The sequence below is a fragment of the Micromonospora sp. LOL_023 genome, from assembly GCF_048060115.1.
GTDB lineage: Bacteria > Actinomycetota > Actinomycetes > Mycobacteriales > Micromonosporaceae > Micromonospora_E.
The window spans coordinates 22,952-36,670 of sequence record NZ_JBHMIM010000005.1; the positions used below are offsets into that span (position 1 = coordinate 22,952).

Here is a 13,719-nt window from a genome sequence, read left to right on the forward strand (position 1 = left end):
AGCCTGCGGTTACAACATCGACAGGTGCACGTGGTTCGTGTGGTCCCCGGCAGGGCTGCCGCCGCCGTTGTAGGAACTCCAGCCGACGCCGGGCATCCAGATCTGCCGGTACCAGATGACGTAGAGCACGCCGAGCCGGTCCGCGTTGTTGACGTAGTAGCCGGCCAGGTTGTTGCCGTACGTCCGGTTGTCGCCGGTCGCGTCGCGCTCCTTGAACCCGCCGGCCTCGGCGGAGAAGTCGCAGGCCCGGCCCTTCGGGTGCTCGCCGCTGCCGCCGTTTCGGAAGCAGGAGACGAACTTGGTGAAGCCGGCGGCCTTCGCCTGGTTCATCGCGTGCAGGGTGCGCGGCGTGATGCAGCCCGAGGTGGTGGGATCGTCGACGTTGCACGACTCGGACGGCCAGGAGCCGTCGGAGTTGCGGGGTGCCGGGTTGGCCGCCGCCGAGTTGGCGCTGACGACACCGCCGCTGGGCCCGGTGCTGACGGCGGCCAGCGCGCGTTGGGCGTCCTGCTTCTTGCGGGCCATGATGGTGACTTGTTTCTCCTGCTCCCGGACCTCGTTGTCGATCGCGGCCTTGGCGCGGGCGGCCTGTTCGTGAGCTTCGGCGAGGGCCTGCAGGTTGCGGCCTTCGCGTTGGGCGATGACCTCGAGCCCGGCGGCACGTTCCAGCATGTTCTCCGGGGATGCGCTGTTCAGCAGCAGGGTGACCGAGGTCAATCGGCCCAGCCGGTACGACTCGGCCGCCATCAGGCCGACTTCGTCGGTGAGTGAGGTGAGTCGGGCCTGCACGCTGTCGAACTGGGCGGTCAGCTCACCTTGGCGCTTCTTGGAGTTGTCCAGCTTGGCCTTGGCCTCGATGTGCCCCTTGGAGGCGGCCTCCAGCACGTCACGCAGGCTCTTGCTGTCACCTTCGTCCGGTGCGTTCTGCGCGGCGGCGGGGCCCGACCCCCCGAAGAGCAACGCGATCGCGGTGACCAGCGCAACGATCGACGTCACCGTTACCCGGCGCCGTTGTCCTGCCGTTGTGCCGACCACAGTGCGTCCCTCCCGGATCGTTCCACTACTACCGGATCGTTCTCCTGCTATCGGAAACCGTCGGTAGCCTACCGGATTTCGGGGTCGGAACCGGGGGTACACCGCCGGGCGTTGCAATACCACATCGTGCAGATGGCGCGCAGCCGACTCGCCACTATTACTTCCCACAGTGAACCACTCACGCAAAATGGCTCCATGCCGGTAACCCACACTTTGCGTGACGGAAAGGCTCCCCTCCGACATCGGCCGCCGATAGTCGTAGCATAGGCTAACCTTATTCGAGTCTCCTGCGAGGAATTCACCGGTGCCACGATCCGAGGCCATTGTCCGGACCCCACACGCGCTGCACTACCTGACGCAGCTCGGTGAGCACTTCGCCACCGCCGTGGCGGTGAAGGCGACCGCCAACCAGGCACTGATTGACTTCACCTTCGGCACCTGCCGGCTGGACGCCACCGACGACCAGTTCACGTTGCACGCCGACGGCCTCGACGACATCTGCCTGGCCCGGATCGAGTACCTCGTCGGAGAACACCTGGAACGGCTCGGCGCCCGGGAGAGCCTGACCACGGCCTGGCAGCCGGTCACCGACAGCGACTCGGCGCAAGTCTGAGACCGGACCGGCCACCTCAGTCGGCGGGCAGCAACGCCTCGCGCAGCTCCTGCCAGGCTGCCTCGCTTCGCGCCACCAGCAGCCCCGGCCGGTCATCGGTGTAGTCGTACGGGCTACCGTCGAGCCGCCGCGCCACCCCACCCGCCTCCCGCACCAGCAGGGTGCCCGGCACGTGATCCCACGGCAGCGTCCGCCAGAACAACGCGAAGTCCTGCTCACCGGTGGCTATGTCCCAGTGCTCCCGGCCCGCGCAGTGCTGCCCGGGCAGCACCACGCCGAGCCCGTCGACGCCGGCCAGCACCCGGGCCCTGAGCTCGTCCGGCAGGTACCGCAGGGCGAGAGCCCCGCGCAGCTTGCCCAGCGGCGGTGACTCCCCGGACACCCCGTCGGCAAGGCGTACCCCGTCCACGACGCAGCCGGCACCGCGCTCGGCCACCGCCAACGACCCGACGATCGGATCGAGGATCCAACTCGCGACCGGCACCCCGGCGTCCAACAACGCGACCATCATCACGAACGGCCGGCGACCGGCGGCGAAATTCGCCGTACCGTCGATCGGGTCGACCAGCCAGACCCGGCCGCCGTCGCGCAGCCGACGCAACAGATGATCGTCGACGGACACCGCCTCCTCACCGACCACCACCGAGCCCGGCAGCAGCCGACGCAGCCCGGCCGCGACGAACTCCTCCGCCTGCTGGTCCGCGATGGTGACCAGGTCACCCGGGGCCTTCTCGACGATGTGCTCGGCGGACAGCTGGTTGAACCAGGGCAGCACCGTCCGCGCAGCCGCTTCCCGCAGCAGCTCACCTACTTCGTCGATCATGGGTCAGCCGCGCGGTGGCAGCTTCACCACGCTGACGAAGAACTCGTCGATCTGCCGGATCACCGCGATGAACCGCTCGAAGTCCACCGGCTTGGTCACGTACGCGTTCGCGTGCAGCTGGTACGAGCGCAGGATGTCCTCGTCGGCCTGGGAGGTGGTCAGCACCACGACCGGGATCCGACCCAGCGTGTCGTCCTTCTTGATCTCCTTCAGGACCTCCCGACCGTCGCGCCGGGGCAGGTTGAGATCGAGCAGGATCAGGTCAGGCAGCACCGCGTCGGCGTACTTGCCCTCCCGCCGCAGGTACGCCAAGGCCTCGGCACCGTCGGACACGACATTGAGCCGGTTACGGACCTTGTGCTCCTCGAACGCCTCCTGGGTCATCAACACGTCACCCGGGTCGTCCTCGACGAGCAGCACCTCGATCGGGCTCTTCCCGTCCGGTTCGGTCATTGCTTCCTCCCTCATGACGCCGCCTGAGTGGCTACGGACGCCTCCACCGGGCGCGCGGTCACCGGAAGCGTAAAGCTGATCGCCGTACCCTGCTCGACCTGGGTATCCACCCAGATTCGGCCGCCGTGATACTCCACGATCTTCTTGCCGATCGCCAGCCCGATCCCGGTACCCGGGTACGCGTCCTTGGAATGCAGCCGCTGGAAGATCACGAAGATCTTGTCCGCGAACTCGGCCTCGATCCCGATGCCGTTGTCCCGGCAGGTGATCTCCCACTCGTCGCCGACCTGCCGGGCCGAGATCTCCACCTTCGGCGCGACCTCGGGCTGGCGGAACTTGAACGAGTTACTGACCAGATTCACCAGCAGATTCGTCAGCAACGGCTCCTCGCCGAGCACCACCGGCAGCTCCGACCAGGTCAGCTCGCCACCGGCGTACTCGCGGGTCGGCTCGGTCTGGCTGGACACGCTGGCCATCACCTTGTTCAGGTCGACCTCGGCGAAGCCACTGGTCACCCGGCCGATCCGGGAGAACGCCAGCAGATCGTTGATCAGCCGCTGCATCCGCTGCGCGCCGTCGACGGCGAACCCGATGTACTGATCGGCACGGGCGTCGAGTTGGCCGGCGTAGCGCCGCTGCAGCAACTGGCAGAAGCTGGCCACCTTGCGCAGCGGCTCCTGCAGGTCGTGCGACGCCACGTAGGCGAACTGCTCCAGATCCCGATTGGAGCGCACCAACTCCTCGGCCTGCTTCTGCAGCTGGCTGTAGACCCACTCGACGCGCTCGCGCGCCTCCCGTACCTCGTCCAGATCCGCGGCGATCTTGCGGCGCATCCCGTCCACGTCGCTGGCCAGCACGGCCAGCTCCGGCGGCCCGATCCCGGTGATGTCCCGCTGGTAGTCGCCGTCGGCCACCTGCCGGACCTGGGCGGCCAGCCCGGTGACCGGACCGATCACCAGCCGGTTCAGCGACACCAGCAGCACCACGCCAGCCAGCACCACGACGCCGGCGGCGACGATCAGCAGCAGAACCAGCATCCCACTGGTCCGCCGGGCGTCGGCCGCCACCTGGTTACGCACCACCAGGATGTCCGCCTGCAGTTCGTTGACGCTGATACGCAGCGCGTCGAACTGCAGGCGGGCCGCGTCGTCGAGCAACTCCTGCGCGGACGCCGTCCCCTCGGCCTCAACCGTGGAGATCGCCGGCTCCGCGACCGTCTCCCGCCACCGCTGCGCCTGCGCGGTCACCTCGTCGATCTGGGCCAGCAGCGGATCACCCGGGTCGAGCAGCCCGACCATGTGGTCGAGCAGTTCCTGTTCGTGAGCGATCCCCTCCTGGTACGGGGCGAGGTCCGCCGGATCGCCGGTGACCGCGTACCCGCGTACCCCGGTCTCCTGGTCGACCAGGGTGGTGAGCAGGCTCTCCGCGTCGGCCCGCAGCGGGCCGGTCTGGGTCAGCATGGTGTCGATGTGATCGCGGTTGGCGTTGGCGACCACCGCCGCGCCGCCGGCCAGGACCGCCAGCAGGCCACCGACCACCACACAGAGCAGCGCGACCCGGGCCCGCAGCGTCAACCGGCTGGGCGAGGGCAGCGCCGGGGCCGAAGCGCCGGTCACCGGCCGCCACCCCGGCTGACCAGCAGCATCGCGACATCGTCAGCGAGCGGACCACCGTTGATCTCCTCGGCCCGACCGACCAGCCAACCGGGCAGCGCCGGCAACGACACGCCACGGGCCGCCGGCTCGGAGAGCAGCCGTTGCAGCCCGGCCACGTCCAGCCGTTCGTCGGAATCGCCGACCCGGCCCTCGATCAGACCATCGGTGTACATCAGCAGAGACCACTCATCGGTGTCGAGCTCCACATCGAAAGCGCGGGGTGGGCGGGGCTGGACACCGAGCAGCAGGCCACCCGGTGCTGGCACCGGCACGACCCGGCCACCGCTGAACAGCAGCGGCGGTGGATGTCCCGCCAACCGTACAGTGGCCCGGTTCGCGGCCAGATCCAGCCGGACCTCGGCGACCGTGGCGAAGATCTCCCGGAGCCGACGCTCACTCATCAGCACCTGCTCCAGCGCCGGCAACACCGCGTCGTCGGCGACGCCGGCCAGCACCAGGGCCCGCCAGGCGACCCGCAACTCGACCCCGAGCGCGGCCTCGTCCGCGCCGTGCCCGCAGACGTCGCCGACGATCAGGTCGATCCGCCCCGGCCGGGTCTGCACCACGTCGAAGAAGTCGCCGCCGATCAGCGCCGCGTGCCGGCCCGGCCGGTAGAACGTGTGCACCGAGACCTCGTCGGTCTGCATCAGCGGCTGCGGCAACAGCCCGCGCTCCAGCCGGGCCGACTCGGCCTGCCGCAGCTCCACCTCACGCAGCCGACGGGTGCTCTCGTCGGCCCGCTTGCGCTCCACCGCGTACCGCAGTGCCCGGCTGAGCAGGACCCCGTCGACCTGTCCTTTGACCAGGTAGTCCTGGGCGCCCTCGGCGACCGCGTCGATGCCGAGGTGCTCGTCCTGACGGCCGGTCAACACACAGACCGCGGCCCGGCCCGCCATGCTCAACACCCGGCGCAGCCCGTCGAGGCCCTGCGCGTCGGGCAACCCCAGGTCGAGCAGCACACAGTCGACCCCGGCGATCCGCTCCCGGGCCTGGTTGAGACTGTTCGCCACCACCAGATCGACCGCCGCCCGCGCCTCGGCCAACAGCTCGCCGACCAGGAAGGCGTCGCCCTCGTCGTCCTCGACCAGCAGCACCCGCAGCCGGTCGGTCGGCAGCACCGGGGCCGAGGCACCCGACACCGGATGAGGATGCGAGCGGGGCGGCACCAGCGACGAACCGGTCATGCCGGCCTACCACTGGCCAGCAGCCGCACTCGTTGAGTGTCGATGGTCGGCTCCTTCTCGAAGACCCGCTGATCGTCCCCCACCCGCGCGGGGCACACAACCAGCGCACGCCGAGCCGCCGACGACGGCACGCTGGGTCGTCCCGATAGCTGAGGGGCGGGCATGCTCCCAAACTAGGCCACCGGGCCGTCGCCAGGTGACCCGGCCGGCCCAGGTTGGGCAGGATGTAGACACCCGAACGCCCCAGGGCAGGAGAACGACATGGCCGTACCCCTCGCCGCCGCCGACCGGGCGTTCGCCCGCCCCCGCCGCCGACTGCCCACCGCGCTGGCCGCACTGGCCGTCCTCGGACTCGTCGGCACCGCCGCGCTGCTGCACCTACGCCCCCCGGCGGCCCGCGACGTCGACACCCCGGTCACCGAGTTCAGCGCCGACCGCGCCTACCGGCACGTCGAACAGGTCGCCGCAGCGCCGCACCCGGTCGGCAGCGCCGCCAACGACGACGTCCGCGCCTACCTCGTCGAGACGCTCACCGGGCTGGGCCTGGTCCCGGAGGTGCAGGAGACCATCGGCGGCGAAGCCGGGCAGCTCAGCGGCGCCGCCAGCGGCGCAACCCTGGCCCGGGTACGCAACGTGATCGCCCAGATCCCCGGCTCGGACCCGACCGGACAGGTCGTCCTGGTCACCCACTACGACTCGGTGCAGGTCAGCCCGGGTGCCAACGACGACGGCGTCGGCGTCGCCACCCTGCTGGAGGTGGCCCGCGCGCTCACCGAGGTCGAGCAGCCCCGCAACGACGTCGTGCTGCTGTTCACCGACGCCGAGGAGGCCTGCCTGTGCGGGGCGGCCGCCTTCGTCGCCGAACACGGGCTGGCCACCGGCCGCGACACCGTGGTGCTCAACCTGGAGGCGCGGGGCAGCAGCGGACCGGTCGTCACCTTCGAGACGTCCCGGAACAACGCCGCCCTGGTCGACGTGTTCGGCCGCTCGGCCCCGCACCCGATCGGCACGTCGTTCGCCGTGGAGGTGTACCGGCTGCTGCCCAACGACACCGACTTCACCCCGTTTCTCGACGCCGGCTTCGCCGGCCTGAACTCGGCGTACATCGACGGCTCGGCGATCTACCACACCCCGCAGGACACCCCGGCGTCGATGAATCGGGCCAGCCTGCAGCACCACGGCGACAACACCCTCGGGCTGGCCCTCGGCTTCGGTGCGGCGGACGTCCCGGCGCTGACCGTCGACTCCGACGCCACCTACTTCCCCACCCCGGCCGGGCTGGTGCACTACTCGGGCACGCTGACCTGGCCGCTGGCGGTGCTGGCCGTGCTGGCGGTGGGCGTACTGACCTGGCTGGTCCGCCAGCGTGGCCGGGCCAGCTGGCCGCAGCTGGCCGCCGGCTTCGGGCTGACGATCATCCCGCTGGTCGCCGCGCCGGGCGCCGCGCAAGGGCTGTGGGCCGTCGTGGTCACGGCCCGTCCCGAGTACGCCGACCTGCTCGACCCGTACCGGCCGGTGCCGTACCGGCTGGCGGTGCTGGCGCTGACCGCCGCCGTCGTGTTCACCTGGTACGCCCTGCTGCGCAGACGGGTCTCCCCGGCGGCGCTGGCGGTCGGCGGGCTCGGCTGGCTGGCGCTGCTCGGCGTACTGCTCGCCGCCGTCGCGCCCGGTGGGTCCTACCTGGTGGTGCTGCCGGCGTTGGCCGCAGTGGCCGGCTGCCTCGCCGCCCTGTCGCTGCGTACCACCGGGGTGTGGCCGGTCGTCGCGCTGGTCGCCGGCGCGGCGGTCGGGGTGCTGATCCTGGCGCCGACGGTGATGCTGCTCTTCCCGGCGTTGGGGATGGGCACCGGCGGGGCGGCGGCGTTCTTCGCGGTCCTGCTGGCCCTGGTCGCGTTGCCGGTGCTCGACCTGACACTGCCGCAGGCCGGTGGGCAGCGGGGGGTCGCCGCGGTCCGGGCCCGCCGGTTCGGCCCGGTGCCGGCGGTGGCCACCGGCCTGGCCGCGCTGGTGCTGACCGTGGTCGGCCTGGTCGTGGACCGGTTCGACGCGGCGCATCCGGTGCCGACCCAGCTGATGTACGCCCTGGACAGCGACACCGGCGACGCCCGCTGGTTCAGCCGGGAGACCAGTGCGCAGCCGTGGACCGCCGGCTACCTCGACGGCGGCGCCGCCTCCGTTGCGACCGGGTTCCCGCTGTTCGGCACCACCGTGTTGGCCAGTGGGCCGGCGGAGCCCGCCGACCTGCCGGCGCCGGCGCTGGACGTGCTCGACGACAGTGGGGTGGCCGCCGACGGCCTGCGTACGTTGCGGTTGCGGCTGCTGCCGCAGCGCCCGGTACGGCTGGTGGCGCTGCACGTGGCGGCCGGCGCGACCCAGGTGGAGTCGGCGACGGTCGCCGGGCGGGCGGTGCCGGTCACGGCGACCGGCACCGACCCGGACGGGGCGTGGAGTTTCGGTACGGTCTTCCACGCCCCGCCCCCGCCAGGGGTGGAGATCGTGCTGGTGCTGCGGGCCACCGACGCCGGTTCTTCGGATGCCGGCGGTTCCGGCGACCCCGGCTCGGTGCGGTTGCGGGTGGCCGACGGAAGCGACGGGCTCGACGAGTTGCCGGGATTCACGCCGCGTCCGGCCGGGGTGGGGATCGCCGGCTCACACACCGCCGAGCTGGTCACCGTCGCCCGCACCTACACCTACTGACAGGGGTTTCGCCGCGGCGATCTTGCACTTATCGAGAGCTTTTGTCCAATTTGTCGAGCGATAAGTGCAAGATCGTCGCGATCTTGGACGAGGGTGGTGGATCAGCCGCGACCCTGGTCGGCGATGAAGGCCGCGATCCAGGCCAACGGGGCGTTCCAGTTGATGGTCAGCTCGTTGGTGGACCAGGAGTCGATGTCGTCGACGTAGCAGAACTGCGGCGCGCAGCCGCTCAGCAGCCGCTGCGCCACCGGGTCCTGGATGGACGAGTTCGGACCACCCGCGAGGGTGCCGCGCGGCGGATTCGGCAGATCCGGGTTGAGCTGCCGGGCGTACCAGCGGGAGTGCTGGTTCTGCGAGGACACCGTGCCGTAGCCGGTGACGTAGGAGATGTTCAGCGCGTTGCGGCCGAAGATGTAGTCCATCGACTGCAGCACGCCGTCGCGGTACCGGTCCTTGCCGGTCAGGTCGAACGCGGTGGCCACCACGATCGCGTTGTTGACGATGATGTGGTTGGAACCCCAGTCGTAGATGTTGCCGGCCGGGGTGTACGGGATGCCGTACGGGTGCGCTTGCATCGTGGCCAGGTAGTTGTCCGCGGCCTCCACCACCGACCGCTGGACCCGCTTGCGGTCCGGCAGTCGACTCCAGCCGGTGGCCAGCGCCATCCGGCCCAGCGGGGCGGTCCACTGCCAGCCGAAGGAGCCCTCCTGGAAGATGTCGCCGGTGTGGTGCGGCGAGGCGAGGACGAAGTCGCGGAACTCGCGCTCCCCGGTGGTCAGGTACAGCTCGGCGGCCGCCCAGTAGAACTCGTCGGTGACGTCGGTGTCGTCGTAGGGGCCGCCACCGTTGGCGTCCGCCGGGTCGGCGTACATCTGCGGGTTGGCCTTGGCCGCCGCCCACGCGGTGCGGGCCGCGCGCAGGTTACGCTCGGCGAACGCCCGGTCGTACGGCTTGAAGACCCGAGCCGCCTGTGCGGCGGTGGCCGCCAGGTTGAGCGTGGCGGCGGTCGACGGCGGGTGCAGCTCGCGCAGCTGGGAGTCCAGGTGCGGCAGCAGCGGCAGGCCGGTCCACGCCGCGTCGTGGATCTTGTGGTGGGCCATGCCGGCCAGCGGCTGTCCGGCCGGGACCTGCATCTTGAGCAGGAACTCCTGCTGCCAGCGGGCCTCGTCGAGGATGTCCGGCAGCCTGTTGCCGCTCTCCGGCAGGTCGAGCACGCCGTCGCGCTGCAGCCACGGCTTGCCCCGGTGCACCCGCAGGGCCCGCTCGTACTCGTTCATCAGCTGGTAGACGGAGATGCCGCCGTTGACGACGTACTTGCCGTGGTCGCCGGCGTCGTACCAGCCGCCGGAGACGTCCAGGGTGTAGTCACAGACGCCGGGCTGGCACGGCACCGCCAGGTCGCCCTGGTTGGGGGCGACGCCGACGTGCCCGGCCGGGCGACCGTAGCCGGGGCGCAGGTCGTCTGAGATCTCGATGCCGCTGCGCTGGGTGTAGTAGAACTTGAGCGCGTCGGCGCGCAGCTGTTCGTAGAAGCTGGTGCCGATCTCGAACGGGTGGCTGGTCTCGCCGTCGGCGACCAGCGTGTAGCCGGTGCCGGATCTCGTGTAGCGGCTGAAGTCGACCGAGTGGACCTGCTCGCCGGACGATTCGTCCAGGCCGCGCGGGGTGGACCGGCCGTGGGCGACGACCCGGCCGCGTGCATCGCGTAGCTTCCAGGGCAGCGGGTCGGCGGCCTCGGTGACGATGGTGGCGTTCTTCGGCCCCTTCGGCAGGTAGCCGACCTGGTTGACCCGCACCCGGGGCCCGGTGTCCGGCACGTACTCCTCCGGTTCGGCGCCGCCGCGCAGCGACACGTTGTCGAGGCACAGCCGCCACGGGTCGGTGCTGCCGCCGACCTGGAAGGCGACCTGGGCGTTGGGCAGGTCGGTCGGCGCGGTGAAGGTGTACGTGTAGTTGTTGCCGGAGACGCTGACCTCGGGGTTGGCCGCCATGAACTGGGTCCACGGGTCGACCGGCAGTTGGATCAGCGCCCGGACCACCTTGGCCGGGGTGGCGGTGGCGAAGAACCTGTATTCGTACGTCTCACCGGCGACCAGTGGAATGTCGTCCTGGCCGATGATCACGTCCCAAGGGTTGATCGTGCCGCCGGGGATGTCGGCGCAGAGCTGCTGACTGCTGGAGTCGAGGGTGATGTTCGGGGTGCCCCACCAGGGGGCGTGGCCGTCGTCGAAGGTGCCGTTGACGATCTGTTCGGGTGCCTCGTCCTGCGCGTGCGCGGGGGTCGCGGCGGTGAGCGCGGTGGCGGTCAGCGCCGTCACCGCTGTGATGGCGAGCGGGACGGTCCGCCGCCGAGGGAGTATCGACACGCCGGATCCTTTCGATGGTCGTGCGGCGCCGCCGTGGGGCCGGACGCCGCGAAGGCGGTCGTGCATCGAAAGCTGCGGATGGGAGCGCTCCCATCCGCAGTACCCGAATATTCGCAGCGTGTTTCGAGCATGTCAATAGATCGATTCGACAGCTGTCCTCGGCGACCCGTCCCACGCCGACCCGTCAGCGCGGGCGCAACGCCTGTCCGTCCGTCTAGCGCGGGCGCAACGCCGCCACCCGGTCGTACACCTCGTTGCGCGCCAGCCCGGTCAACTCCCCGGCCAGCGACCGCACCGTCCGGGTGTCCAGCCCGGCACCGAGCAGCAACTCGATCACCCGGTCCGGGTCGAGAGCGCCGGTGGTCGACTCGCGCCGCCGGGCACCGTCCACCACAAGGGTGATCTCGCCCTTCACCTCGTCACGGGCCGCCAACTCGGCGTACACCTGCGACAACGGGCCGCGCAGCCACTCCTCGTACGACTTGGTCAGGTTCCGCACCAACGCCGCCGACCGGTCGCCGAGCACCTCACGTACGTCGGCCAGCATCTCCACCACCCGATGCGGCGCCTCGAAGAAAATCAACGTGGCGGCCACCGGGGCGACCTCGGCCAGTGCGGTGCACCGGGCCGCCGACTTGCGGGGCAGGAAACCGACGTACAGGAATCGGCTGGCCGGCAACCCGGAGCCGACCAGCGCACTCAGCGCGGCGCTCGCACCGGGCAGCGGATCGACCCGCAACCCGTCGGCGAGCGCCGCCCCGACCACCAGGTAGCCGGGGTCGTTGACCAGCGGCGTCCCGGCGTCGGAGATCAACGCGACGTCGGTGCCGGCGTTCAAAGCGGAGATCAACTGCCCGGTACGCGCCTGCTCGTTGTGGTCGTAACAACTGACGATGCGGACGTCGATGCCGTGCGCGTCGAGCAGCCGCCGGGCCCGCCGAGTGTCCTCGGCGGCGACCAACCCGGCGGTACGCAGCACGTCCAGCGCCCGCAGCGTGATGTCGCGCGGGTTGCCGATCGGCGTCGGCACCACCGACAGCGTGCCGCGCCGCTGCCCGCCTTCGGCGCTGCCCCGCGCGCCCTCAGCCCCCCGCTTCGCCTCACTCACCCGGCGATGGTAGCCACCCGGCCTGATGCGGTCGGTCAGTGCGGTCGACCCGACGGTGGTCGACCCGAGGTGACGCTGACGCACGTCAAAACGCGAAAATAGCGTGCGCCAGCGTCACCTCGATGGATGTTCAGGCGGGAGCTGTGGGACTGCCACGAGTGCGCTGGCGCTGGAACACCCGACTTCCGGGTGGTCACGACGGGCCATGCTCAGTTTTTCTTTCTACTTCCAGCGGAAGTGGATGAACAGCCGGCCGAAGTTCTTCGAGTCCTTCTCCACCCGGTGGTAGAGCTGCTTGATCTCCTTCTGGTCGAGGAACCGCAGCACCCGCTTCTTCAGCTGGCCGGAGCCCTTGCCGGGGATGATCTCGACGAGGGTGGCCTTCTTGGCCACCGCCTCGTCGATGATCCCCTTCAACGCCCGGTCGATGTCCTGACCACGGTTGAAGATGTCGTGCAGGTCCAGTTTGAGCTTCACGGCACCCTTCCGTTGACCTTCGCCTCGACCCGGTGCAACGCGGCCAGGTAGTCCGAGTGCTCCGAGCGCATCGCGGCGGCGAGCCGCAGGTGCCGCAGCGCCTGCGACGGCCGACCGAGTCGCTCCAGGGTACGGCCCAGCACGTGGTGGGCGTAGTGGTCACTCGGGTCGCGGGCGATCAGTTCCCGCAACTGCTCCTCGGCCCGGCCGAGCTGCGCCGACTGGAAGTAGGAGCGGGCCAGCAACTGGCGGACCGCCGAGTTGTCCGGCTCGGCGGCGATGATCGGCTCCAGCAGCCGGGCCGCCCCCGACGGGTCACCGGAGTCGAAGTACAGGTTCGCCCGGCGGTACTCCTCCAACAGATCCATGGCCGCCCCACCTTTCCGGTCGCCATCAGTATCAGGTCGCGATCACCGACAACCCTGACGCTGGCACAACCACGACAGGAATGCGACTGTTCCCGCCCCGGACATCCATCGGTCACCAGATCAGTTTCCGGACTATCGCCGCAGATCAGTCAGGCGGGATCAATGTCCAGGCCCGTACGCCGCCGACGATCCCGGCCGTGTTCGGCACCACCACGACGTCGTCACCCGCCCTCGCCAACTGTTCGGGGCGGACCAGCCGCGAGTTGCCGCCGCCGAGGTAGAGCCGGTCCCACTGGAACACCGGGCGCAGTCCGTCGACCACACCGCGTACCCGCCGGGACCAGAACGCGTCACCGAGGCGGCGCCGCTCGTGCTCGCCGACGTAGGTGTCGTAGGTCTGCCCCCAGCGCACCGGCGCCTGGGACAGCTCCAGATGCGGGGCGAGCCGGCCGCCGTCGAACAGCGCGCAGCCCAGCCCGGTGCCGAGGGTGAGGACCAGTTCGCAGCCGGTTCCGGCGACCACGCCGGCGCCGTGCACCTCGGCGTCGTTGAGCACCAGCACCGGCAGGTCGAACGCGGCCGACAGCGCCGTCCGGGCGTCGAACCCGGACCATTCGTCGCGCAGCGCCGGATCGACCCTGGTACGCGGACCGGCCCGGGTGATGTAGTGCGGGGTCGCCACCACCACGCCGTGGCGGATCATCCCCGGCATGCCGACCGTGACCCGGTCCGCCGTCGGCAGCCGCTCGCCCAGATCGTGCAGGGTGTCGACGAACAGCTTCGGTGGCAGCGGGTACGGGGTGGGTATCCGGATCGGCCGGGCCCGCATGGTGCCGGTCTCGTCGAGCACCGACGCCTTGACGCCACCACCGCCACAGTCGATCGCCAGCGTGGAAAACATGCAGCACAGTGTGCCGGCCAGCGGCTAGGATCGCCGGGC

General features: G+C 70.5%; 12 protein-coding genes. 2 read left to right on the plus strand and 10 right to left on the minus strand.

Annotation, left to right across the window (positions count from 1 at the left end; genetic code table 11):
* Nucleotides 1-9: 9 nt before the first annotated feature.
* Nucleotides 10-996, minus strand: coding sequence for a coiled-coil domain-containing protein (locus ACFHVL_RS04235; protein ID WP_416625722.1), 987 nt, complete (start codon nucleotides 994-996; stop codon nucleotides 10-12).
* Nucleotides 997-1,339: 343 nt separating this feature from the next.
* Here ACFHVL_RS04235 and ACFHVL_RS04240 point away from each other — a divergent pair, with 343 nt between their 5' ends.
* Nucleotides 1,340-1,648: a DUF2218 domain-containing protein gene (locus ACFHVL_RS04240; RefSeq protein WP_416625724.1), complete on the plus strand. Its 309-nt coding sequence runs from the start codon at nucleotides 1,340-1,342 to the stop codon at nucleotides 1,646-1,648.
* Between the two features lie 16 nt (nucleotides 1,649-1,664).
* On the opposite strand, the gene ACFHVL_RS04245 is transcribed toward ACFHVL_RS04240, so the two are convergent.
* Genes ACFHVL_RS04245 through ACFHVL_RS04260 form a run of 4 tightly spaced genes read right to left on the minus strand, consistent with a single transcriptional unit; the run spans nucleotide 1,665 to nucleotide 5,763 of the window.
* The gene (locus ACFHVL_RS04245) at nucleotides 1,665-2,471 is read right to left on the minus strand and encodes an inositol monophosphatase family protein (protein WP_416625725.1); all 807 of its coding nucleotides are present in this window, start codon (nucleotides 2,469-2,471) and stop codon (nucleotides 1,665-1,667) included.
* A 3-nt stretch (nucleotides 2,472-2,474) separates the two neighbouring features.
* On the minus strand, nucleotides 2,475-2,924 hold the full coding sequence (locus ACFHVL_RS04250; RefSeq protein WP_416625727.1) for a response regulator: 450 nt from the start codon (nucleotides 2,922-2,924) through the stop codon (nucleotides 2,475-2,477).
* 11 nt (nucleotides 2,925-2,935) lie between these two features.
* Nucleotides 2,936-4,540, minus strand: coding sequence for a sensor histidine kinase (locus ACFHVL_RS04255; protein WP_416625729.1), 1,605 nt, complete (start codon nucleotides 4,538-4,540; stop codon nucleotides 2,936-2,938).
* Entirely contained in the window at nucleotides 4,537-5,763 is a 1,227-nt protein-coding gene (locus ACFHVL_RS04260; RefSeq protein WP_416625730.1) for a PP2C family protein-serine/threonine phosphatase, read from the minus strand. Before ACFHVL_RS04260 ends, ACFHVL_RS04255 begins: the two co-directional genes overlap by 4 nt.
* Nucleotides 5,764-6,024: 261 nt before the next feature.
* Here ACFHVL_RS04260 and ACFHVL_RS04265 point away from each other — a divergent pair, with 261 nt between their 5' ends.
* Nucleotides 6,025-8,460, plus strand: coding sequence for a M28 family peptidase (locus ACFHVL_RS04265; protein WP_416625731.1), 2,436 nt, complete (start codon nucleotides 6,025-6,027; stop codon nucleotides 8,458-8,460).
* Nucleotides 8,461-8,561: 101 nt separating this feature from the next.
* Here ACFHVL_RS04265 and ACFHVL_RS04270 read toward each other — a convergent pair whose 3' ends face one another.
* The 5 genes from ACFHVL_RS04270 to ACFHVL_RS04290 form a co-directional block, all read right to left on the minus strand.
* A complete protein-coding gene (locus ACFHVL_RS04270; protein WP_416625733.1) occupies nucleotides 8,562-10,826 on the minus strand; it encodes a glycoside hydrolase family 9 protein in 2,265 nt (754 codons plus the stop codon).
* 214 nt (nucleotides 10,827-11,040) lie between these two features.
* A complete protein-coding gene (gene rsmI / locus ACFHVL_RS04275) occupies nucleotides 11,041-11,934 on the minus strand; it encodes a 16S rRNA (cytidine(1402)-2'-O)-methyltransferase (RefSeq protein WP_416625735.1) in 894 nt (297 codons plus the stop codon).
* A gap of 222 nt (nucleotides 11,935-12,156) precedes the next feature.
* Nucleotides 12,157-12,411 (minus strand): Smr/MutS family protein, encoded by a 255-nt coding sequence (locus ACFHVL_RS04280; protein ID WP_326551239.1) that lies wholly within the window; start codon nucleotides 12,409-12,411, stop codon nucleotides 12,157-12,159.
* Nucleotides 12,408-12,779 (minus strand): tetratricopeptide repeat protein, encoded by a 372-nt coding sequence (locus ACFHVL_RS04285; RefSeq protein ID WP_416625736.1) that lies wholly within the window; start codon nucleotides 12,777-12,779, stop codon nucleotides 12,408-12,410. Before ACFHVL_RS04285 ends, ACFHVL_RS04280 begins: the two co-directional genes overlap by 4 nt.
* Before the next feature lie 145 nt (nucleotides 12,780-12,924).
* Nucleotides 12,925-13,680, minus strand: a complete 756-nt coding sequence (locus tag ACFHVL_RS04290; RefSeq protein ID WP_416625738.1) for an ROK family protein — start codon at nucleotides 13,678-13,680, stop codon at nucleotides 12,925-12,927.
* Between the last annotated feature and the right edge of the window lie 39 nt (nucleotides 13,681-13,719).